This is a genomic window from Campylobacter sp. MIT 12-8780, from assembly GCF_006864535.1.
In the GTDB taxonomy this organism is placed as follows: Bacteria; Campylobacterota; Campylobacteria; order Campylobacterales; family Campylobacteraceae; genus Campylobacter_D.
In genome coordinates this window covers 174,793-195,603 of record NZ_QHLL01000001.1, presented here as the reverse complement: position 1 = coordinate 195,603, position 20,811 = coordinate 174,793, and the positions used below count along the sequence as shown (strand labels likewise).

The window sequence follows — 20,811 nt, the reverse complement described above, 5'->3', positions numbered from 1 at the left end:
TAAGCTAAAGTATAAAGTATTTTTACTTTTAATTCACTTAGTTTTAGTATGAAATTTCAAAGAAAATTAATTCATCTTTTGCTACAATGTGCTTTTTAAAAACTTCAAATTTAGGCTTTATCATCGATGAAAAACATAAGAAATTTTTGCATTATCGCTCATATTGATCATGGAAAAAGCACCTTAGCTGATCGCATTATCAGTGAATGTGGGGCTATAAGTGATAGGCAAATGTCAGCTCAAGTTATGGATACTATGGATATAGAAAAAGAAAGAGGCATTACCATAAAAGCTCAAAGTGTAAGGCTTGAATACGAATTTAAAAATGAAAAATTTGTGCTTAATCTCATAGATACCCCCGGACATGTGGATTTTTCTTATGAGGTTAGCCGGTCTTTAGCAAGCTGTGAAGGGGCTTTGCTTGTCGTTGATGCAAGTCAAGGTGTGGAAGCTCAAACTATAGCAAATGTCTATATAGCTTTAGAAAATAATCTTGAGATCATACCAGTGATTAACAAAATCGATCTACCTTCAGCTGATATTGATAAGGTTAAACACGAGATTGAGCATATCATCGGTATAAATTGCGATGAAGCGCTTTGCGTGAGCGCAAAAAGCGGGCAGGGTATCAAAGAGCTTATCGAAGCTATCATTACAAAAATTCCAGCCCCAAAAGATGATGATAACTCGCCTTGCAAGGCTTTGATTTATGATAGCTGGTTTGATAATTATCTTGGAGCCTTAGCCTTAGTGCGTGTGTATGAGGGACAAATTGCCTTAAATGATGAAGTATTTATCATGAGCACAGCTAAAAAGCACCTCGTGCAAGGGCTTTTATACCCTCATCCCCTAGCACCTATAAAGACGAAACAGCTTAGCTCAGGTGAGGTTGGCATAGTGGTTTTAGGGCTTAAAACCTTAGGCGATGTGCAAGTTGGCGATACTATAACCTTAAGCAAAAACAAAGCAAGCGAAGCCATTGAAGGCTTTGAAAAAGCAAAGGCTTTTGTCTTTGCAGGGCTTTATCCTATAGAAACAGATAAATTTGAAGACTTAAGAGATGCTTTAGAGAAATTAAAACTTAATGATAGTTCTATTACTTATGAGCCAGAAACTTCTTTGGCTTTGGGCTTTGGCTTTAGGGTGGGTTTTTTAGGGCTTTTGCATATGGAAGTGATTAAAGAAAGACTTGAAAGAGAATTTAATCTTGATTTAATCGCTACTGCACCAACTGTAACTTATGAAGTATATCTTACAGATGGCTCTATGATACAAATTCAAAATCCAAGCGAACTGCCTATGGTGAATAAAATCGATCATATTAAAGAGCCTTTTGTGCGCGCAACTATCATCACTCCAAGTGAATTTTTAGGCAATCTCATCACCTTACTTAACAATAAAAGAGGCGTGCAGGTTAAGATGGATTATATCACGCCGGTGCGGGTTTTGCTTGAGTATGATTTGCCTTTAAATGAGATTGTTATGGATTTTTATGATAAGCTTAAAAGTCTTACAAAGGGCTATGCGAGCTTTGATTATGAGCCTATTGAGTTTAGGGTTGGGGATTTGGTTAAGCTTGATATAAAGGTGGCTGGGGAAAATGTCGATGCTTTAAGCATTATAGTGCCAAGCCAAAAGGCACAAAGCAAGGGCAGAGAACTTGTAAAAGCCATGAAAGAAATAGTTCCAAGACAGCTTTTTGAAGTAGCTATTCAAGCAAGCATAGGTTCTAAAATCATAGCCAGAGAAACCATAAAATCCATGGGTAAAAATGTAACCGCAAAATGCTATGGGGGCGATATCACAAGAAAAAGAAAATTGCTTGAAAAGCAAAAAGAAGGCAAAAAAAGAATGAAAGCCATAGGTAAGGTAAGCTTACCTCAAGAAGCTTTTTTGAGCGTGCTGAAGATAGATTAAATGCTGATAAGTAGTGAGTTTGTGCTTAAATTTAAAAAATATTTTTAGTGCTAAACTCAATAATCAATCATATCTTATTGCCATGATGAGCTATTTTTGTTTTTTATCTATTTCTAGCATTTGGTATTTCTCATCATTTACATTGATGTAACTATCTAAACGTTCTTTATTGTCGGTGTAGTATTTTGTATTTTCGTTTTTTTGTTGTATTGCAAAGTCGCTTAAGCACTGCACTCTTTCAAACTTTGTTAATCTAAATTCGCAAATATCCTCATCAGCATGTTTGCTTGATATTCTACTATAAATCACGATATCAGCACCATAAACGATTAAAGCAGGATATATACCAATAAAACAAACGGGTATATCTATAGTGTATTTTCTAACCAGATTAAAATGATAAAGCATACCTACTTTTTGTTCATTATCATTTATAGAGCTTGTTCCTCTTACGCACGCACCTCCTATATATTCCATAGGATAGCGGCTTAAAGTCGTTCCACACGCTGAAAATATAATAATAATCAAAGCTATCAAAACAATCTTTTTCATTGTAAAAACCTTCTAAGACTTGCTTTATATTTTTATATCATAATAAAACTTTGCAGTTTAAAAGCATCGTTTTTTGTTATAGAGTTTTAAGGTTTATAAACATTAAACAAGGATTATTGCAAAAAAACGCAAAAAAATCTTTTATGCTTTTATCTTTATTTTAGACATTTTTAAAGAGATTTTCAAGATTTTTCATCGCCTCTTCGCTATTTGCACTGCTTGCTGTGCCAAGTTCAACAAGCTTGATTTCATAGCCTGTAAGCATAGAAGCAAGACGTATATTAATGCCACTTTTGCCTATAGCTTTGCTTTTTTGCTCGCTATTGAGTGAAACAAGAGCGATTTTAGGCTCATCTTCGTTTTTAGGTTCTTCTAAATTTACTGAACTGATGATCGCTGGAGCTAAGGCACGCATGATAAGTATGGCTACTTCATCGCTGTATTCGATACAATCGATATTTTCATTGTGAAGTTCTTTACTTACTGCATTGATCCTTACACCTTTTTGTCCTACGGTTGCGCCGATAGCATCAACACTTGCGCTCAAGCTTTGCAAGATGATTTTTGCTCTTTCGCCCGGAATTCTCGCGCTTGCATATACTTTAACCAAGCCATCTTTGATCTCTGGCACTTCAGCTTCAAGTAAGGCTTCAAGGAATTTCGGACTTGTTCTTGAAAGCTCGATACGAATTCCGTTTTTATCCGCAAAAACTCTGCGAATGACTGCTTTGACTACATCGCCGACTTTAAATTTTTCACCCTTTATGCGGTTTTTTCTTGGTAAAAAGGCTCTAAGCTCGTCTATTTCTATAAAAGTGTTTTCCTCGCTATCTACTCGCACTACGCTTCCAAAAACCATTTGCCCTATCATATTTTGGTATTTTTCATAAATGGTTTCTTCTAAAAGCTTTTGTATGTGGTATTCTAGCTCTTTATGCAAGATATTAACAGCTGTTCTACCTAAATTTTCTAAAGGGCATTCATAAGTAAGCTCATCGCCCACTTCGACTTCTGGGGCTTCTTTTTTTGCTTTTGAAATAGCGATAAAATGCTCGTTATCATCTTGCAATCTTTCATCACTATCAGCAACGATGAGAATTTTTTGATAAAGTTGTAAATTTTTAGGATCGACAAAAAACTCATACTGCTCGCCATAGACTTTTTTTGCGGTGTTGATTAAGGCTTTGATGACTTTTTCTTTGACTGCTTCAAGTTTTAAATTTTTTTCATTTGCAATAGATTCTATAATATCGCTGATTTTTTCCATGTTATGCTCCTTTATTTTTTGGTGATTTAATTTTCTGTAGATTTGTAAAGAAAAGTTAGAATAAAATTGTATAAAAATAAGCTTAATTAAAAGTAAAATTTGCTAGAATTACAAATTTAAATTACAAGGAAGTGAAAATGGATTTAAAATTAGCAAGAGAATTACCTCACGAAAAGCCAAAAACTATAGCTTTAAAAAAGATTGAAGAAGCTGTTGATCAAGAAGGGCAGAGCTTTTTTTATTTTGATAAAGAAAACTCACATAAAGATTTACTTGCTCTTGTGGCTCATTTTGAAAAAAAGGGTTTGAGTGTATATCACCGAGTTGTGCGTTATGGGCTTGATGATGAGGATTATATGTATGAGGTGCATATTCTTTGAGCGCGAAGAAGTTATTTATCCAAACTTTAGGCTGCGCGATGAATGTCAGAGACAGCGAGCATATCATCGCTGAGCTCACTCAAAAAGAAGATTATAGCCTAACTGAGGATATCAAAGAAGCTGATCTTATACTTATCAATACCTGCTCAGTGCGTGAAAAGCCAGTGCATAAGCTTTTTAGCGAAGTAGGTGGCTTTGAAAAAGTGAAAAAAAAGGGTGCAAAAATAGGTGTTTGCGGTTGCACGGCTTCGCATTTGGGAAGTGAGATTTTTAAACGCGCACCTTATGTGGATTTTGTTTTAGGCGCTAGAAATATTTCTAAGATTACTCAAGCTGTAAAAACTCCTAAATTTTTAGGCACGGATATAAACTTTGATGAGAGCGAATTTGCTTTTGCAGACTTTAGAAATAGCCTTTATAAAAGCTTTATCAATATCAGCATAGGTTGTGATAAGCACTGCACTTACTGCATAGTGCCACATACTAGGGGCGATGAGGTGTCTATCCCTTTTTCAATTATCTTTAAAGAAGCTCAAAAGGCTGTTGAAAGGGGAGCAAAAGAGATTTTTTTGCTGGGACAAAATGTAAATAACTACGGCAAACGTTTTTCAAATGTCCATGAAAAAATGGACTTTCCTGATTTGCTTGAACGTTTAAGTGAGATTGAAAATTTAGAGCGAATCCGCTTTACCAGCCCTCACCCTTTGCATATGGATGATAAATTTTTAAAAGTTTTTGCAAATAATGAAAAAGTATGCAAAGCTATGCATATGCCTTTACAAAGCGGCTCAAATGAAATTTTAAAGGCAATGAAGCGAGGTTATACTAAAGAATGGTATTTAAATAGAGCCTTTAAGTTAAGAGAGCTTTGCCCTACAGCAAGCATTTCAACTGATATTATCGTGGCGTTTCCCGGAGAAAGTGAAAAAGATTTTGAGGAGACTATGCAAGTGATTGAAAAAGTGCGTTTTGAGCAAATTTTTTCTTTCAAGTATTCAAAACGTCCTTTAACTCCAGCTGCAAATATGCCTCAACAAGTTGATGAAGCTACGGCTTCAAGACGTTTAACTCAGCTACAAACTAGACATAATGAAATTTTAGATGAGATCGTGGCTAAGCACAATGGAGCCGAGTTTGATGTGCTTTTTGAAGAACTTCGTGCAAATTCAGCCGTAGCTGGAAGAACAAATAATAACTTCTTAGTGCAAATTCAAGGAAGTGAAGAGCTTTTAGGGCAGATAAAACGCGTGAAAATCACGAATGCAAAGCGTATGGTGCTGTATGGGGAAGCAGTTTAAAATAGCTTTTTTGGCAAGAGTGCTTTTTTGCTTGCAATGGCTTTTGTTTTTAACTTGCAAGAAAAGCTATATAGGACAAAGGCTTGAATATAAGCCCTTTGTGATCTTATTTTGGCATGGGCGTTTAGCGTTAATGCCCTTTGCGTTTAGGTATTTTGAGCATAAGCAAAAAAAGGCTTTTGTTGTGATTTCTCAGCATAAAGATGGCGAGCTTATCACTCAAAATATAGAGCTTTTTGGTATCAATACCATTCGTGGAAGCTCTTCAAAAGGTGGTGCAAATGTCCTTAGAAAAGCTTTTAAAGTTTTAGAACAAAATGACGATGTAGTAATCACGCCTGATGGTCCAAGGGGTCCTTTTAGGAGCATTTCTGATGGCTCGGTTTTAATCGCTCAAAAAAAAAATCTTCCCATAGTGCTTTTAAACTATGAAGCAAGCAGGTATTGGGAATTTAAGAGCTGGGATAAGATGATTTTACCTAAGCCTTTTTCAAGGATTAGATATAGAATTTCTGATCCTATTGATATAAAAAATTTAGAATTAAACGAGGCGAAGCAAATAATAAGCGAAAAATTTGCTATCATTACAAAAGAAGATAGTTTTTAAAGGATAAGAGGAATGTTTTTTTCGCTCAGACGCTATATGTTGCAGTTGATTGTTTGTGTGGTTTTTGAAAGCAAAACACATATCATTCGCGCCCATAGCATTAAAAATAAAAAGATTATCAATACCTATGAAAAGCAGTTTGAGGATAAGGAAAAACTTTTTGATTATCTTAAAAATCTTGCTAAAGAATACCAGCTTCATTACATAGCAGTGTTTTTCAACGCACCTACTCAAGGCTTGATCCCGACAAATGATACTAAAGAATTTGCTCGTTTTGGTGTCAATGCAGAAAATATTTCTTGCTTAAGTTTAGCAAATGCTCAAATTTATACTTCCTTAGCAAATATTCAAGAATACAAAGAGAGTTTTAAGGATTATGGTGGGCTTGATTTTATCTTTTCACCTTTGAGCTTGTTGTATTATTGTATCAAACAACAAGCTGCTAGAAAAGGCATCGTGCTTTATGCGTATAGGCAAGCTGAAAGCGTAGCTATGATGGTGTGTAAAGAAAAAGAAATTTTATTTGGAAGTTTTTTTGATATCAATCTTCAAGATGATGCCTCCACCCTTTCTTCACAAGAAAAAGGCGAGGAAAATAATCCCGAAGAAGACATAGATATAGAAAATTATGATTTTGGGAATTTAGATAATTTACTTGATGAAAAGCTTGATGATTTAAAATACGCTACGACTACAAAAGAGGATTTAAGCCATTTTTCAAGCGATATGAAGATGTGTTCATATATCTTTTCAAGCATACAAGAATTTTATAACAACCCACTCTATAAAGGCAATTTTATCGATGAATTTGTGATTTTTGATAATGAAAATATTTCAGCAGTAGTGCTTGATTATATAGAAGGTGAAATTTTTATCAAGCCGCAAGTGATACAAATTGATACACTTGATCTTATGCATGAGCTTGCTTGCAAGGAGTTAAAAATATGACTTATAGTTTCATCAAGCCAAAGATAAAGCCTATTTTTAGCCTATTTGCAAAGATTTGGATCGCTTTTTTTGTGTTAAGCATAGCTATCATTTTTGCTGTATATTTTTTCATCGTTGCAAGGTATTTGCTTTTAAGCTCAGAGCTTGAGAGCAAAAGGCAAGAAGCGGTGCTTTTGCAAGAAAAGACAAGCCAAAATGATGCTTTATTTGACTTGCTTACCCAAAGAAAAGAGCTTGCCCTGCAAATCGTTGCTTCAAGCAATAGTGATGAAAGTATTTCACAAGATGGTAGCAACATAAAGATCAAAAAAGTCGTTCATAATCTTTTTGATCTCGTGCTTAAATCAGGAGGAATTCGCCTTGAAAGTATGCAATTAAACAAAAACACTCTTGAGCTAAGAGGCGTTACACCAACGAAAGAAATGTTTTCTTTGCTCGTGCAAACGCCACTAAAAAGTATTTTTGATGAGAGCAAGACAAGCTTTTATCCGCTCAATACCGGCTGGTTTAAATTTGTAAGCACAAATAAAAGCTTAAATTATGGGAGCATACAATGAAAAATGATAAAAGTCTTGAAGAAATCAATCTTGTTAAGCTTGTTATTTATGCGATGATTTTTGTGCTCATTTGTGGCTTGCTTGTTTTGATTTTAATCTTACCTATGGTAAAAAATTATAAAAATGTAAGCTTGAGATTATACTCGCAAAACTCTGTTAATGCTCATCTTAACGAGAAATTTCAAGTTAGTGAAAGCAAGCTTAATACCTTACGAAGCGAAAATGAGAAAATTTTCACCCAATTTGACTCAAGTTTTGATGAAGAAGATTTTATAAAATTTTTAAATACATATTTTACAAATGTAAAACTTAAAAAGCTTGAAAATACAAACACAAACCAATACTTATTTGCCGAGTTTAACATAAGCGCTACGCTTAAAAGCACGGCTGAATTTTATGAATTTATTGATGCTTTAAATGCGTATAAAAATATCATCAAGCTTGAAACACCTGTTGATTTTAAAGCACAAGGCGATATTGTAGATATCAACTTTATCACTCAAATTTACACTTCAGCTTCTACTCAAAAATGATAATACCTTCTTGAGTTTGCATTCTTATCACCTCAGCTTGTGAATCTTCAGCTTTAATATTTTCATTAAGAGAGCTTAATACTTCATAATAAAAGGTTCGAAGCACCTCATCAATATCAAGCACAGCTTCTTTTAAATTTGCATTGACTTGCGTTGGGATACTGCTTATGCTTTCTTTAAAGTTGCCTATGCCCTCATCGCTTTTGATAGGGTAGTTTATCGCGATTGGTTCAAGTTTTGTTTTTACACCTGCTTGTGTTTGCACCTTGTTTTTATCATTAACTTTGTTAAAAGATGCTTGAAATTCAAGCTCTAGGCTTAAATTTGAGCTTATTTGCTTTCCTTTTAGAAAGTCTGTTTTTTCTCGATCAAATTCTTCTTTGATAAGAACAACAATGCTTTCTTTTAACTTATATTGCTTTGTCTTGCTAAGATCATATCCTTTGGCAAGGAGGAGTTTCACGCTTGCTTCTTCTATCTTTTGTGCTAAAAGTTTTAATTCCTCATCAAGTCTTATCTTAAGGATAGAGTCCTCAAAATAGCTTGAATACTCATTCTTTTTTTGCATTTGAAGCAAATTATATGTTACTTGATCTGTGTGTTGTGATTTTTCTTTAAATTCGGCTTGAAAACTTGGCAAAGGTATGGTAAGAACTGAGTTTTTTGCACAAGCTAAAAACAAAACTATAGATAAAATAAGAGCAATTTTTTTCATTTTTTCTCACTTTAAGAAATTTAAAAAGACATTATAGCAAGATTAAGCCTAATTTGCTATATTTTTGTTTTCTAAATCGAAAAACAAAAGGACAAAGAGTGCAGTTTTGGCAAGATATTTATTCTCATTTTGATGTTATAGCGTTTGAATTCTTTGGATTTAAAGTGTATTGGTATAGCTTGTGTTACATTTTTGCACTTTTGTTTGCTCTTGTTTTGGCAAAACATTATGTCAAAAAAGATAAAATCCCTATCAGTGATAAACTCCTTGATAGCTATTTTGTATGGGTAGAACTTGGCGTGATTTTAGGCGCTAGGCTTGGATATATACTTATTTATGATGATTATACCTTGTTTTATCTTACGCATCCTTGGCAGATTTTTAATCCTTTTGATCAAAATGGCGAATTTGTAGGAATTCGCGGTATGAGCTTTCATGGGGCTGTTTTAGGAGCATTTATCGCGACTTTGCTATTTTGTCGTCGTTTTAAAAAAGCGTATTTTTCAAATTTGCTTAAATACCTTGATCTTGTCGCTTTAAGCGTGCCTTTAGCCTATACTTTTGGACGAATTGGAAATTTTTTAAATCAAGAATTATTTGGGCGAGCAACTGATGTGCCTTGGGGCATTTATGTAAATGGTGTTTTACGCCATCCTAGCCAGCTTTACGAAGCATTTTTAGAGGGTTTTGTTATCTTTTTACTCATTCATTTTTTACGCACAAAGCAGAAATTTCAAGGTGAGTTGATTTTAGTTTATGCGATGAGCTATTCTTTTATGCGTTTTGTGTGTGAATTCTTTAGAGAACCTGATTCAAATTTAGGTTTTATAGTGCTTGATTTGAGTATGGGACAGCTTTTAAGTCTTGTGATGTTTGGTGTTACTTTTTTAATATATATTTATCTTAGATTTAACAAAAATTATTTTTTAAGCTCTTTTAAATAAATTCGCAAATATAATATAAATTGATAATGCGAATTTACAAAAAAAGGAGTAAAAATGCAACAAATCATTGAAGGCTACTTAGGAAAAAGTGCTGAAGGCAAAAAAAGCAAAATGCCTGCTAAGCTTGACTTTATCCAAAGTGCTTCTGGGCTTTTTTTAGGGCTATTTATGTGGGGGCATATGTTTTTCGTTTCTAGTATTCTTATTAGTAGCGATTTTATGTATAGGATTGCTAAGATGTTTGAGGGCGATTTTATCTTTGGCACACCGCAACCTTGGGTGGTATCCTGTATCGTGTTTGTGGTGTTTGTGGTGTTTGTGGTGCATGCTGGGCTTGCTATGCGTAAATTTCCTATTAATTTTAGACAATGGCAGCTTTTACGCACGCACGCAAAAGTGATTAAACATAGCGATACAAATTTATGGTTTATCCAAGCAATCACTGGTTTTATCATGTTTTTCTTTGCTTCTCTTCATTTAGGGCTTATGTTTTTTCAAGCTCACACTATCGATCCTTATGGTAGTGGAGATAGAATGCTTCAAATGTGGCCTTTTTATCTTATCTTGCTTTTTGCTGTTGAGCTTCATGGTGGTATAGGACTTTACAGGCTTTGCGTAAAATGGGGCTGGTTTGAAGGTAAAAACGCTAAAGCAAGTCGCAAAACACTTAAAAAGCTTAAATGGCTTATCAGTGTGTTTTTCATCGCTCTAGGACTTTTAACTATGGCAGCTTATGTAAAAGTTGGTTTAAGCGATGATCATAAAGCAGGCGATCGTTATGTGCCTACATATATGCAAAGATAAGGAGTAAAGAAAATGAATATTCAATATAGTGACGCACTCGTAATAGGTGGTGGTTTAGCTGGGCTTAGAGCTGCCATTGAAGTAGCAAAAACAGATCAAAGTGTAACCCTTTTAAGTATATGTCCGGTAAAACGTTCGCACTCAGCAGCGGTTCAAGGCGGTATGCAAGCAAGTCTTGGAAATGGAGCTAAGGGCGAGGGCGATAATGAAGACTTACACTTTGCAGATACAGTTAAGGGCTCTGATTGGGGCTGTGATCAAGAAGTGGCTAGAATGTTTGCTCAAACTGCACCAAAGGCTGTGCGTGAGCTTGCTTCTTGGGGCGTGCCTTGGACTAGGGTAACAAAAGGACCAAGAACAGTTGTAATTAATGCTCAAAAAACAGTTATTGAGGAAAAAGAAGCTGCTCATGGGCTTATCAATGCAAGGGATTTTGGTGGCACTAAAAAATGGAGAACCTGTTTTATAGCCGATGCTACAGGGCATTGTATGCTTTATGGGGTGGCAAATGAAGCCATTAAAAATGAGGTTAAGATCATAGATAGAATGGAAGCGGTTCGCATTATGCATGATGGCAAAAAATGTCTTGGCGTTATAGCAAGGGATTTGACAAATGGCGAACTTACAGCCTTTGTTGCAAGAGGAACTATGATAGCAACAGGAGGCTATGGCAGGATTTATAAACAAACAACAAATGCTGTAATTTGCGAAGGCACAGGTGCAGCTATAGCCCTTGAAACAGGACTTTGCAGACTAAGCAATATGGAAGCGGTGCAATTTCACCCAACGCCTATAGTGCCAAGTGGGATTTTACTTACTGAAGGTTGTAGAGGCGATGGAGGCGTGTTAAGAGATGTTGATGGATACCGCTTTATGCCTGATTATGAGCCGGAGAAAAAAGAGCTTGCAAGTCGTGATGTGGTAAGTCGTAGAATGATGGAGCATATTCGCAAAGGTAAAGGCGTGAAAAGTCCTTATGGGGATCATTTATGGCTTGATATTTCTATCTTAGGACGCGCTCATATAGAAAAAAACTTAAGAGATGTGCAAGATATTTGCAAAACCTTTAATGGTATCGATCCAGCTGATGAAGGACCTAAGGGCTGGGCGCCGGTTTTACCTATGCAACACTACTCAATGGGCGGCATTCGCACCAAACCAACAGGAGAAAGTCAGTGGCTTGATGGACTTTTTGCATGTGGAGAGGCAGCATGCTGGGATATGCACGGCTTTAACCGCCTAGGTGGAAACTCATGTGCTGAAACTGTTGTTGCGGGTATGATAGTGGGGGATTATTTTGCTGATTATTGTAAGAAAAATGGCGAAGTGATTGATACAAACATAGTTAAAGACTTTTTAACCAAAGAGTATGAATACCTCAAAAGTCTTGCAAACAAAGATGGCAAGAACGATGTTTTTGAGATCAAAAACAAGATGAAAGAGATTATGTGGGAAAAAGTAGCCATTTTCCGCACAGGAGAGGGCTTAAAAGAAGCTGTTGATGAGCTTGAAGAGCTGTATAAAAAGTCCTTAGATGTTAAAGTGCATAACAAAGAGCTTGATTGTGCTAATCCAGAGCTTGAAGAAGCTTACAGGGTGCCAAGAATGCTTAAAGTTGCACTTTGCGTAGCTTATGGCGCACTTTTAAGAACTGAAAGTCGTGGGGCACATTACAGAGAGGATTATCCAAAAAGAGATGATTTAAATTGGATGAAAAGAACACTTACTTATTGGGTAGAGGGTGAAAATATGCCTCGTGTTGAATATGATGAACTTGATATTATGAAAATGGAAATGCCACCAGCCTTTAGAGGATATGGCGCCAAAGGTAATATCATAGAAAATCCACTTTCAGCCAAAAGACAAGAAGAAGTTGATAGCATAAGAGAAAAAATGGAAAATGAAGGCAAAGGACGTTATGAAATCCAAGAAGCACTTATGCCTTATGAGCTTCAAGCCAAATATAAAGCCAAAAATCAAAGAATAGGAGTAGATTATGAGTAGAAAGCTTACTATTAGAGCCTTAAAATACAATCCGCTAAGTAAAATTTCAAAACCACAATTTGTAAGTTATGAACTTGAAGAAACGCCTTTTATGACGATTTTTGTATGCCTTACTTTAATCCGCGAAAAATTTGATGCGGATTTGAGCTTTGATTTTGTATGCAGGGCTGGAATTTGTGGAAGTTGTGCTATGATGATTAATGGGGTGCCAAAACTTGCTTGTAAAACCTTGACAAAGGACTATAAAGATGGCGTCATAGAGCTTATGCCTATGCCAGCCTTTAGGCATATTAAAGATTTAAGCGTAAATACTGGCGAATGGTTTGAGGATATGTGTAAACGCGTTGAAAGCTGGGTGCATACTGATAAAGAAACTGATATTAGCAAGATAGAAGAAAAAATAGAACCAGAAGTGGCTGATGAAACCTTTGAGCTTGATCGCTGCATTGAATGTGGCATTTGTCTTGCAAGTTGCGCGACTAAACTTATGCGTCCAAATTTCATCGGTGCTACAGGACTTTTAAGAACAGCTAGATATTTACAAGATCCGCACGATGAAAGAAGTGTAGAGGATTTTTACGAGCTAGTTGGCGATGATGATGGTGTTTTTGGTTGTATGAGCTTACTTGCTTGTGAGGATAATTGCCCTAAAGAGCTTCCTTTACAAAGTAAAATCGCCTACATGAGAAGACAACTTGTTGCCCAAAGAAACAAATGAAAACTCCCCTCATTTTGAGGGGCTTGACTTGCTTAAAAGGCTATGGAAACAGCATTTACTCTATCTTGACAGCTCAAGCAAGCTTGAAAATCATCTTGATATAAACGAGGCTGAATGTGCTATCATTTTAAGCGCAAATGATGAAAATTATGAAAGATTTTTAAAGCTTGAACTTTTCACTCAAATTTTAAAAAAGTTTCACTTAAGGGCTGATATTTTCAGTATCCAACTTGCCCAGCTTCAAATTTTAAATACCCTAAAACTTGGCTTTTTTGAAAAAGATCAACTCTTAAGAGCCTTAAAGCTTTTAAAAAGCATAGCTGATACTGAGTGCGTGAGCGCATTTTTAGAGCATTTTAAATGTGAAGTGCAAGATAAAAAACAAGGTTTTTTTACCGAATCAAAAGAACTTGAAAGCCTTTGCAATGAGCTTTTAAGTTTAAGCGATACACCAAATTTAAATCAAAGACTAAATAATGCTTTAATGCGTTTTAAAAACACTGAGTTTAACATCGTCGTTGCTGGCATAATGAATGCTGGCAAATCAAGTCTTTTAAATGCTCTTTTAAAAACACGAATTCTAGGCGTTTCAAACATACCTGAAACGGCTAATTTAACCCTTTTAAAATACGCTCAAGAGCCAAAAGCAAAGCTGTATTTTTGGAATAAAGCCGAGTTTGAAAGTCTGCAAAAAAATGCCTTGTATGATGAAGGCTTGGCTAAAGTGTTAAACGAGCTTAAGCCTCAAATTAAAGATCTTATAGGCGATGAAAGCTTAAGTAAGGACATTAAGCTTAATGAACTCAGTTTTTATAGTAGCGCTAAAAATCCACTTTCAGTTTTAATCCAAAAAATAGAACTTTTCAGTGAGCTTGATTTTTTAAAAGATAATATCACTATCATCGACACGCCCGGGCTTGATGATGTGTTTGTGCAAAGAGAGCAGTTAAGCAAGGATTATTTGAATAATTGTGATTTTTTAATGTATCTTATGAATGCAAGCCAAAGTTTAAGCCAAAAAGATAGTGAGTTTTTGCTTGCTTGCCTTAATAATTCTCGTATAAGTCGTTTTTTAATCATCATCTCAAAGGCTGATTTACTTACTCAAAATGAGCTTGATGAAGTGATTACTTACACACAAAAAAGCCTTAAACAAAGACTAAAGGAGCAAGGTTTAGATGAGTTTTTGCTTGAAAAGATTGATTTTTTAAGCATAAGTTCAAAACAAGCTTTAGAATTTTATGAAAACAAAGCTGATGAAAACACTCTTATGCAAAGTCAAATTCCGCGTCTTGAGACTTATTTATACCAGCAAATTTTTAGCTCTACAAAGTCAAAACTTGTGCTTGAAAGCTTTAAAAACGAACTTAAGCTCATTACAGACGAGCTTATAGAAAAATTAGAGCGTGAAAACAAAGCCTTGCAAAGTAAAAATTTAGGCTTAAATGATGAAAATATAAAGCTTTTAAGCGAATTTAAGACTGAAGCTAAAAAGCTTGAGAGTTTAAAAGCCAAGTTAAAAGAATTCAAAGCTGAACTAAAAGCAAATAACCTCCTTGCAAACTCTAGTCTTAAAACTTTATTTAAAAGACTTGAAAACAAGCTTAATGATGAGTTTAACTACGCTAAAGCAAATTCTAGGGCACTTGAAGCTTTAGAAAAAATTTTCTTACAAAATTTAGAAGATGGTTTTAATGACATTTTGCGTCAAATTTATTTTCAAAACCTTAAAATAACTGAAGCATTTAACGAAAAGCTTAGCCTTAAATACAAAGCAAAAAACACTGAGTTTTTAAATGATATTCAAGCTTTTAGAAAGCTTGCTTCAACAGCTTTTACGCAGTTTTTAGCCCTTGAGCTTTTGCGTAATGTATCGCGTGAGTTTTCAAATTTGATTATGCTTAAAAACGAAGCAAAAGACTTTAAAGCAAGGCTTAGTTCCTTGTTTGAGGACTTTTTACAAGCTTTTGATTGTGCTGAATTTGTTGGAAAGTTAAGCTTAGAAAATGAAATGTTTAGCTTTTTGCAAGATAAGGTTAATGAACTTGTCTTGGCACACAAAGAAAAAGAGCTTGAGTTTAAACAAAGGCTTGAAAAGCTTGATACTGAAAATTTAAGCCTTATTTTAGAGCAAAATGAAGCAAAAAAAGCAAAGCTTATACATATCAAAGAAAGTTTAAACCATGCACATTAAGCTTATTAAAGATTTTATCAATGCCTATGAAAAAGAATACAAACAAGAATTTCAAAATGATTTTAAAGGCGAGTTAGAACGCATTAAAATGCGTTTTCATGAGCCTTTTTTGCATGCTAGTGCGTCTTTTTTAACTCGTCTAAACTCTATCATTGCAAGCCTAGAAAAGCCTATAAATGTAGCTATTTTGGGGCAGTTTTCAAGTGGCAAATCAAGCCTTTTAAATCTTATCTTGCAAAAAGAAATTCTTCCAACAGGAGCTGTGCCGGTTACCTTTAAGCCTACTTTTTTGCGTTATGCAAAGGAATATTTGCTAAAGGTTGAGTTTGAAAATGGCTTTGAAAAGCTTTGCGAGCTAAGCGAACTTGGTTTTTATACAGATCAAAGAAAAGAACTTCAAGCAGTAAAAAGCCTTACCCTTTTTGCTCCCATACCCTTGCTTGAAAAGCTTACTTTAGTGGATATGCCCGGCTTAAATGCAAATGCAACAGATGATAAAAGTGCTTTTAGCGAGCTTGAAAATATACATAGTGTTATTTGGCTTTCTTTGATTGATAATGCAGGTAAAAAAAGCGAGGAAGACGCTATCATATCGCATTTAGAGCTTTTAAAAGATACCCAAAGCCTTTGCGTGCTTAATCAAAAAGACAAACTCGATCAAGTTGAACTTGAACGGGTTTTAAACTACGCTACAGAAGTCTTTGGGAAGTATTTTAACAATGCAATCATACCCTTATCTTGCAAAGAAGCTAAGTCTAAACAAAGCTATGAGCGCTCAAATTTCAATGCCTTGCTTAAACATTTACAAAGCTTAGATACGCAAAAACTGCATAAAAATTTCATCAAAACAAGGCTTTTAAAACTCTGTGAAATTCTACTTTCTCAATACTTGCTTTTTGAAAACATACTTGAAAAACTTGTTAATATTTTTAAAACTTATGAGGATTTTTTAACACAAAATGAAAGCATTATCAAGCAAAAGATTGATTTACTTAGCTTAGAAGTGCTTACTCATCTTAAGGCTTTGAGTGAAAAAATAGCCCAAGAAATAGGAGCAAACATCAAAGAAAAACAAGCTTATTTTTACACTCCAAGCACAAGCTTTTTACACAAAAACTTATATCAAAAACACGAATACAAAGCCCCAGCTATAGCAAGTGATGAGGTATTTTTAAATTTGTTTTATCACAGCGATAAACTCAACAAAGAATTTAAAAAAATGAAAACTCAAATTTTTAAAGAATTTGAAGGCTTAAAGCTTGATTTAAAGGGTATTTTCTCATACTTAGAACAAAAAATCATTTTGTTTAAATCCGAGTTTTTGCATATTCAAAAAGACGAAACCTTGCAAAGTGAGGTGGATTTTTCAGAGCTAAGAGCCTTTGTGGGAGCGAGTGATGAGCTTTTTTTAAAGGACTTTAAGCAGGCTTTGTTTGAAGAGAGTTTAAAGCTTGATTTGTTTTTTGAAAAGCTTAGCATTAAAGCTTTGACAAATTATGAAAGTGCAAGTAAGCTTACTTTAAGCTTTTTTAGTCGCAAGATCAATGAAAGTCGTGAATTTTTCGAACTTGATAGCACTGAATTTCATCTTTATCACCCAGAATATCATGAAATTTATGAAAGAATGCTTACTGAGCTAAATTTTTACGAATTTGAGGCTTTGCTTATCGATAAGCCTTTTATCTTAAAAAAATACGAGGATTTAAATTCAGCTTTTAAGGTTTTAATTTTACAAAAATTTGCTATCATTAACAAATACAAAAGCCAGATTGAAAAACAAAAACAATGGGTTTTGAAAACAAAAGATTTGATTAAGGATTTGTGATGAAAAAACTATTTTTATGTATCAGTATATGCTTAAGTTTTGCTTTTTCAGCAAGCTTAGATGAAGGTTTGGGGCGTTATGAGGCGCAAAATTACACCCAAGCAGCAACGATTTTTTATGATTTATGCCAGCAAAATAATAACGCCAAAGCCTGCTTTTTTCTTGGTTTTATGTATGAAAGCGCGCAAGGTGTAGATAAAGATGATGCTAGGGCAAAAAGCTATTATGAAAAAGCATGCCAACTCAAGCAAGCTAGCGCCTGCTTTAATCTTGCCTTGCTTTTAGATAAAAATGGACAAAACAAGCAAGCTGATTTAAGCTTTTATCAAGCTTGCGTCCTAGGACATAAGGATTCGTGCGTAAATTTAGGGCTAAGATATGAAGCACAAGAAGATGGAAGCTTAGCGCTTGATTTTTTTCAAAGAGCGTGCAAACTCAAGGACGCAGCCGCTTGCTTTAAACAAGGTTTGCTTTATGAAGATGGCATTTTAGTGCGTCAAAACATTCAACTTGCTTCAAGAGCTTTTACGAGTTCTTGCGAGCTTAACTACGCCCCAGCGTGCTATGCTTTAGGTAAAATTGCTCTTGAAAAGAAAAATCAAGCAGACGCAAAAAAATACTTCGGCAAAGCTTGCGATCTTACACATCTTAATTCTTGTGAAGAGTATAAAAAGCTAAACGCCCAGCCAAATGTGATGATGAATTAAAATTTATAACAATTCAGCCAGCAAAAAAAGCAAATAAACACCTCAAAACGATAAAAGAAGCTTCAAGCAAAAGCCTCAAGCTTCTTTTCGCACCCTTACTTCGTCCTCAACTTCTTGCAAAAAGCGATCCACAAGCTCATTTTCTTTGAGTTTAGCGACGACTTCGCCATGTCTTATCACAAGTCCTTGTCCTTTGCCAAAGGCGATAGCTACATCAGCTCCTTTAGCTTCTCCTAAAGCATTTACAACACAACCCATAACGCTGATATTTAAAGGTTCTTTGATATGTTTTACCTTTTCTTCGACTATTTTTATAGCCTTTACCAAATCACTTTGTATGCGCCCGCAAGTTGGACAAGAGATGATATTAATCCCGCTTTTTTGCACTCCGCTATCTTGCAAGATCGCCTTTGCGACGCGAATTTCTTCTTCAAGTTCGCCTGTCATTGAAACTCTCATCGTATCGCCTATGCCTTTTAAGAGTAAATTACCAAGGGCGATTGAGGATTTTATAGTGCTGTGAAATTTTGTGCCAGCTTCAGTTACGCCTAAGTGAAAAGGATAACTCACCAAAGGACGCAAACGCTCATACGCTTCTATGGTTTTTTGTGTATCTGAAGTTTTCATCGAAATTTTTATATCTGTAAAGTCAAAGTCCTCTAAAAGCTTGATATTATACTGCGCACTTGCAAGCATAGCTTCAACGCCATATCCATAACGATCAGCAAACTGCTTTTCTATAGAGCCGTGATTTATGCCTATGCGGATAGGGATTTTGCGTTCTTTGCAGGCTTTTACGACTTCTTTAATGTTATCTTTTGAGCCTATATTCCCCGGATTTATCCGCACCCCATCGATAAATTCAGCACAAAATACAGCAAGCTTATGATTAAAATGAATATCTACTATAAGAGGCAATGGACTTTGAGCTTTGATCTCTTTTAAAGCCCTTGCATCAGCCATATCAAGACAAGCTAAACGCACGATATCAGCCCCAGCAAAATACAAGCGATTAAGCTGATCTAAACAGCCCTTTATATCTCTTGTTTTGCTAAAAAGCATGGATTGAGTAGAAATGGGCGCGTCCCCTCCTACAAGCACGCCACCCACATTGATTTGTTTTGTTTTAAATCTTGTATAAGCCATAAAACGCTTTCTTTAAGTAAGTTTTAAGCTTTAATTCTAGCAAATTTGTGCTTAAAACTTCTTTTAGCTCAAAGCATTTTAGCGGTTTTTTGTGTTTTCATCGATAGTTTTAAAGAGCTTATTAAGCTGATCTTCTTCTATCTTTTTCAAGCCGTCTTCATAGCTTTTGTTTTGAGCATAAGTGATAAAATTACTCATTGTCTTACTCAGATCAAGATCGAGATTTTCAAATTTTGAATTTGTGCTTTTTGCACTTTCTTCTTTTTTGATCTCATTTATCGTTGCTTGAAACTCATCTGCACTTGTTTTTTGCGTCTTAACCTTTGAGTAAAAGTTCGAATTTACGCTTTCTTGTTGGATAGAATTAACCATCTTACACTCCTTTTTTGTGAATTTTACACTTAAGATAAAGCAAATTTCGTTCCAACTTAAGCCAAATTCTTGCGAGCGTTTAAGCTTTCTTTTTTCTCTTGAGTTTGTTAAAATTCACCTTATCTTTTGCAAAAAGCACGCTAAAAAGTAAAGCTGGTAGCACAAATAACGCCGAAAAAACAGCATTAAACTCAACGCCTAAATGCGCAAGCACAAAGCCACCAAGCCAAGAAGCAAGAGCTATACCGACATTAAAGGCTGCTTCATTTATGCTTACTGCACTATCGATAAAGGAATTTGCATGCCTTTTTGCCTTGCTTAAGCCCATCATCTTTAAAGCTGGTATGGTTGAAAAGCTCAAAGCGCCTATCAAAGCGATATTAATCACGATTAAAATTTGCGAATACATAGTAAAACTCACGCTTAAAAACACCGCAACTTGTAAGATAAGTATGATCCTAAGGCTCATTACAGCACCTATTTTATCAACAAGCTTGCCTCCATAAAGATTGCCAAGTATGGCACATAGTCCATAAACAAGCAAGATATATGCGGTGTTTGCCACTTCAAAGCCACTGACATCAACTAAAAGTTTTTGTATATAAGTATAAAGCACAAATTGCGCCCCACAAGTGCAAGTCGTAATCACATAAGTTTTAAGTAAATTTTTGTGCGAAAAAGCTGGTATAAGGCTTTTTAAACTCATCGCACTTGGGCTAATATCTCTTGGCATCATATGAAAAATTCCAAAAATCGCAAGCAAAGTGATGACAAAGATCAGCAAAAAGATAAATTTAAAACCAAAAAAATGCCCTACAAAAGTCCCCAAAGGCACGCCCGTAACCAAAGCCACAGTGAGCCCTGTAACCATTACAGCTAAAGCTCTTGAGCGTTCATGTGCTGGAGCTATAGCAGTAACTGCAAGCGTTGCGATGACAAAAAACACGCCATGTTGTGTCCCAGCCATAAACCGAGCAAAGGCAGTAAGATAAAAATTTGGACTTAAAAAGATGATGAAATTTGCTACTGCAAAAATGCTAAGATTGATAAGAAGCTGTATGTGGCGGTTAAAACGGCTTAAAGGTATGGTGATTAAAGGAGCACCGATAACAACTCCGATCGCATACAAAGTCGTAAGCCAGCCAGCTGTTTTTGCATCGACATTAAAATACTTTTGCACATCAACTAAAACTCCAGCCATTACAAATTCAGTAACACCCAAACAAAAAGCACTCAAAGCTAAAGCAAATATCGCTTTTTTATACGCTTGCACCCTTACTCCTTTAGTGTATTTTAAAGCGTGATATTGTAATGCCAAAAGGT

The 20,811-nt window shown here is 35.3% G+C and carries 20 protein-coding genes; 14 read left to right on the top strand and 6 right to left on the bottom strand.

The genetic code is table 11. The features are described from left to right. The first annotated feature begins 126 nt into the window (after window positions 1-126). Window positions 127-1,917, top strand: coding sequence for a translation elongation factor 4 (gene lepA, locus DMB95_RS00945; RefSeq protein WP_142930527.1), 1,791 nt, complete (start codon window positions 127-129; stop codon window positions 1,915-1,917). 90 nt (window positions 1,918-2,007) lie between these two features. On the opposite strand, the gene DMB95_RS00940 is transcribed toward lepA, so the two are convergent. Further along, the gene (locus DMB95_RS00940) at window positions 2,008-2,469 is read right to left on the bottom strand and encodes a hypothetical protein (RefSeq protein WP_142930526.1); all 462 of its coding nucleotides are present in this window, start codon (window positions 2,467-2,469) and stop codon (window positions 2,008-2,010) included. 160 nt (window positions 2,470-2,629) lie between these two features. Next, window positions 2,630-3,736, bottom strand: a complete 1,107-nt coding sequence (gene nusA, locus DMB95_RS00935; protein ID WP_142930525.1) for a transcription termination factor NusA — start codon at window positions 3,734-3,736, stop codon at window positions 2,630-2,632. A 137-nt stretch (window positions 3,737-3,873) separates the two neighbouring features. Here nusA and DMB95_RS00930 point away from each other — a divergent pair, with 137 nt between their 5' ends. The 6 genes from DMB95_RS00930 to DMB95_RS00905 are packed head-to-tail and all read left to right on the top strand — an operon-like array spanning window position 3,874 to window position 8,059. Beyond that, complete coding sequence (locus tag DMB95_RS00930; RefSeq protein ID WP_137632735.1) at window positions 3,874-4,116, top strand: HP0268 family nuclease; 243 nt, start codon at window positions 3,874-3,876, stop codon at window positions 4,114-4,116. Continuing rightward, window positions 4,113-5,414 (top strand): tRNA (N6-isopentenyl adenosine(37)-C2)-methylthiotransferase MiaB, encoded by a 1,302-nt coding sequence (gene miaB / locus DMB95_RS00925; protein ID WP_142930524.1) that lies wholly within the window; start codon window positions 4,113-4,115, stop codon window positions 5,412-5,414. The genes DMB95_RS00930 and miaB overlap by 4 nt, the downstream gene beginning before the upstream one ends. Beyond that, window positions 5,398-6,021 carry a lysophospholipid acyltransferase family protein gene (locus tag DMB95_RS00920; protein WP_142930523.1) on the top strand — a complete coding sequence of 208 codons (624 nt, stop codon included), beginning with the start codon at window positions 5,398-5,400 and terminating at the stop codon, window positions 6,019-6,021. The genes miaB and DMB95_RS00920 overlap by 17 nt, the downstream gene beginning before the upstream one ends. Window positions 6,022-6,033: 12 nt before the next feature. Further along, window positions 6,034-6,969, top strand: a complete 936-nt coding sequence (locus DMB95_RS00915; protein WP_142930522.1) for a hypothetical protein — start codon at window positions 6,034-6,036, stop codon at window positions 6,967-6,969. Further along, window positions 6,966-7,526 (top strand): hypothetical protein, encoded by a 561-nt coding sequence (locus DMB95_RS00910; RefSeq protein ID WP_142930521.1) that lies wholly within the window; start codon window positions 6,966-6,968, stop codon window positions 7,524-7,526. The genes DMB95_RS00915 and DMB95_RS00910 overlap by 4 nt, the downstream gene beginning before the upstream one ends. Further along, on the top strand, window positions 7,523-8,059 hold the full coding sequence (locus tag DMB95_RS00905; protein WP_137632739.1) for a hypothetical protein: 537 nt from the start codon (window positions 7,523-7,525) through the stop codon (window positions 8,057-8,059). The genes DMB95_RS00910 and DMB95_RS00905 overlap by 4 nt, the downstream gene beginning before the upstream one ends. Here DMB95_RS00905 and DMB95_RS00900 read toward each other — a convergent pair. Further along, window positions 8,046-8,774: a hypothetical protein gene (locus DMB95_RS00900; RefSeq protein WP_142930520.1), complete on the bottom strand. Its 729-nt coding sequence runs from the start codon at window positions 8,772-8,774 to the stop codon at window positions 8,046-8,048. The genes DMB95_RS00905 and DMB95_RS00900 overlap by 14 nt on opposite strands. Window positions 8,775-8,872: 98 nt before the next feature. On the opposite strand from DMB95_RS00900, the gene lgt reads away from it, so the two are divergent. The 7 genes from lgt to DMB95_RS00865 are packed head-to-tail and all read left to right on the top strand — an operon-like array spanning window position 8,873 to window position 17,970. Beyond that, complete coding sequence (gene lgt, locus DMB95_RS00895) at window positions 8,873-9,718, top strand: prolipoprotein diacylglyceryl transferase (RefSeq protein ID WP_142930519.1); 846 nt, start codon at window positions 8,873-8,875, stop codon at window positions 9,716-9,718. A 54-nt stretch (window positions 9,719-9,772) separates the two neighbouring features. Continuing rightward, window positions 9,773-10,522 (top strand): fumarate reductase cytochrome b subunit, encoded by a 750-nt coding sequence (locus DMB95_RS00890; RefSeq protein ID WP_142930518.1) that lies wholly within the window; start codon window positions 9,773-9,775, stop codon window positions 10,520-10,522. 12 nt (window positions 10,523-10,534) lie between these two features. Continuing rightward, window positions 10,535-12,526, top strand: coding sequence for a fumarate reductase flavoprotein subunit (locus DMB95_RS00885; RefSeq protein ID WP_142930517.1), 1,992 nt, complete (start codon window positions 10,535-10,537; stop codon window positions 12,524-12,526). Beyond that, a complete protein-coding gene (locus DMB95_RS00880; protein WP_137632744.1) occupies window positions 12,519-13,244 on the top strand; it encodes a fumarate reductase iron-sulfur subunit in 726 nt (241 codons plus the stop codon). Before DMB95_RS00885 ends, DMB95_RS00880 begins: the two co-directional genes overlap by 8 nt. Then, window positions 13,225-15,438: a dynamin family protein gene (locus tag DMB95_RS00875; RefSeq protein WP_142930516.1), complete on the top strand. Its 2,214-nt coding sequence runs from the start codon at window positions 13,225-13,227 to the stop codon at window positions 15,436-15,438. The genes DMB95_RS00880 and DMB95_RS00875 overlap by 20 nt, the downstream gene beginning before the upstream one ends. Beyond that, complete coding sequence (locus tag DMB95_RS00870) at window positions 15,428-17,263, top strand: dynamin family protein (protein WP_142930515.1); 1,836 nt, start codon at window positions 15,428-15,430, stop codon at window positions 17,261-17,263. Before DMB95_RS00875 ends, DMB95_RS00870 begins: the two co-directional genes overlap by 11 nt. Continuing rightward, entirely contained in the window at window positions 17,263-17,970 is a 708-nt protein-coding gene (locus tag DMB95_RS00865) for a tetratricopeptide repeat protein (RefSeq protein ID WP_142930514.1), read from the top strand. Before DMB95_RS00870 ends, DMB95_RS00865 begins: the two co-directional genes overlap by 1 nt. 75 nt (window positions 17,971-18,045) lie before the next feature. Here DMB95_RS00865 and ispG read toward each other — a convergent pair whose 3' ends face one another. From ispG to DMB95_RS00850, 3 genes are all read right to left on the bottom strand, one after another. Next, complete coding sequence (ispG, locus tag DMB95_RS00860) at window positions 18,046-19,116, bottom strand: flavodoxin-dependent (E)-4-hydroxy-3-methylbut-2-enyl-diphosphate synthase (protein ID WP_142930513.1); 1,071 nt, start codon at window positions 19,114-19,116, stop codon at window positions 18,046-18,048. A gap of 78 nt (window positions 19,117-19,194) precedes the next feature. Then, window positions 19,195-19,488 (bottom strand): hypothetical protein, encoded by a 294-nt coding sequence (locus DMB95_RS00855; RefSeq protein WP_142930512.1) that lies wholly within the window; start codon window positions 19,486-19,488, stop codon window positions 19,195-19,197. 79 nt (window positions 19,489-19,567) lie between these two features. Continuing rightward, window positions 19,568-20,761: an MFS transporter gene (locus tag DMB95_RS00850; RefSeq protein ID WP_142930511.1), complete on the bottom strand. Its 1,194-nt coding sequence runs from the start codon at window positions 20,759-20,761 to the stop codon at window positions 19,568-19,570. Between the last annotated feature and the right edge of the window lie 50 nt (window positions 20,762-20,811).

Excerpts from the sequence above, each read along its gene's own strand:
- lepA (WP_142930527.1), top strand. The coding sequence starts at position 127 with ATGAAAAACATAAGAAATTTTTGCATTATCGCTCATATTGATCATGGA.
- DMB95_RS00940 (WP_142930526.1), bottom strand. The coding sequence starts at position 2,469 with ATGAAAAAGATTGTTTTGATAGCTTTGATTATTATTATATTTTCAGCG.
- nusA (WP_142930525.1), bottom strand. The coding sequence starts at position 3,736 with ATGGAAAAAATCAGCGATATTATAGAATCTATTGCAAATGAAAAAAAT.
- DMB95_RS00930 (WP_137632735.1), top strand. The coding sequence starts at position 3,874 with ATGGATTTAAAATTAGCAAGAGAATTACCTCACGAAAAGCCAAAAACT.
- DMB95_RS00920 (WP_142930523.1), top strand. The coding sequence starts at position 5,398 with ATGGGGAAGCAGTTTAAAATAGCTTTTTTGGCAAGAGTGCTTTTTTGC.
- DMB95_RS00915 (WP_142930522.1), top strand. The coding sequence starts at position 6,034 with ATGTTTTTTTCGCTCAGACGCTATATGTTGCAGTTGATTGTTTGTGTG.
- DMB95_RS00910 (WP_142930521.1), top strand. The coding sequence starts at position 6,966 with ATGACTTATAGTTTCATCAAGCCAAAGATAAAGCCTATTTTTAGCCTA.
- DMB95_RS00905 (WP_137632739.1), top strand. The coding sequence starts at position 7,523 with ATGAAAAATGATAAAAGTCTTGAAGAAATCAATCTTGTTAAGCTTGTT.
- DMB95_RS00900 (WP_142930520.1), bottom strand. The coding sequence starts at position 8,774 with ATGAAAAAAATTGCTCTTATTTTATCTATAGTTTTGTTTTTAGCTTGT.
- DMB95_RS00890 (WP_142930518.1), top strand. The coding sequence starts at position 9,773 with ATGCAACAAATCATTGAAGGCTACTTAGGAAAAAGTGCTGAAGGCAAA.
- DMB95_RS00885 (WP_142930517.1), top strand. The coding sequence starts at position 10,535 with ATGAATATTCAATATAGTGACGCACTCGTAATAGGTGGTGGTTTAGCT.
- DMB95_RS00880 (WP_137632744.1), top strand. The coding sequence starts at position 12,519 with ATGAGTAGAAAGCTTACTATTAGAGCCTTAAAATACAATCCGCTAAGT.
- DMB95_RS00870 (WP_142930515.1), top strand. The coding sequence starts at position 15,428 with ATGCACATTAAGCTTATTAAAGATTTTATCAATGCCTATGAAAAAGAA.
- DMB95_RS00865 (WP_142930514.1), top strand. The coding sequence starts at position 17,263 with ATGAAAAAACTATTTTTATGTATCAGTATATGCTTAAGTTTTGCTTTT.
- ispG (WP_142930513.1), bottom strand. The coding sequence starts at position 19,116 with ATGGCTTATACAAGATTTAAAACAAAACAAATCAATGTGGGTGGCGTG.
- DMB95_RS00855 (WP_142930512.1), bottom strand. The coding sequence starts at position 19,488 with ATGGTTAATTCTATCCAACAAGAAAGCGTAAATTCGAACTTTTACTCA.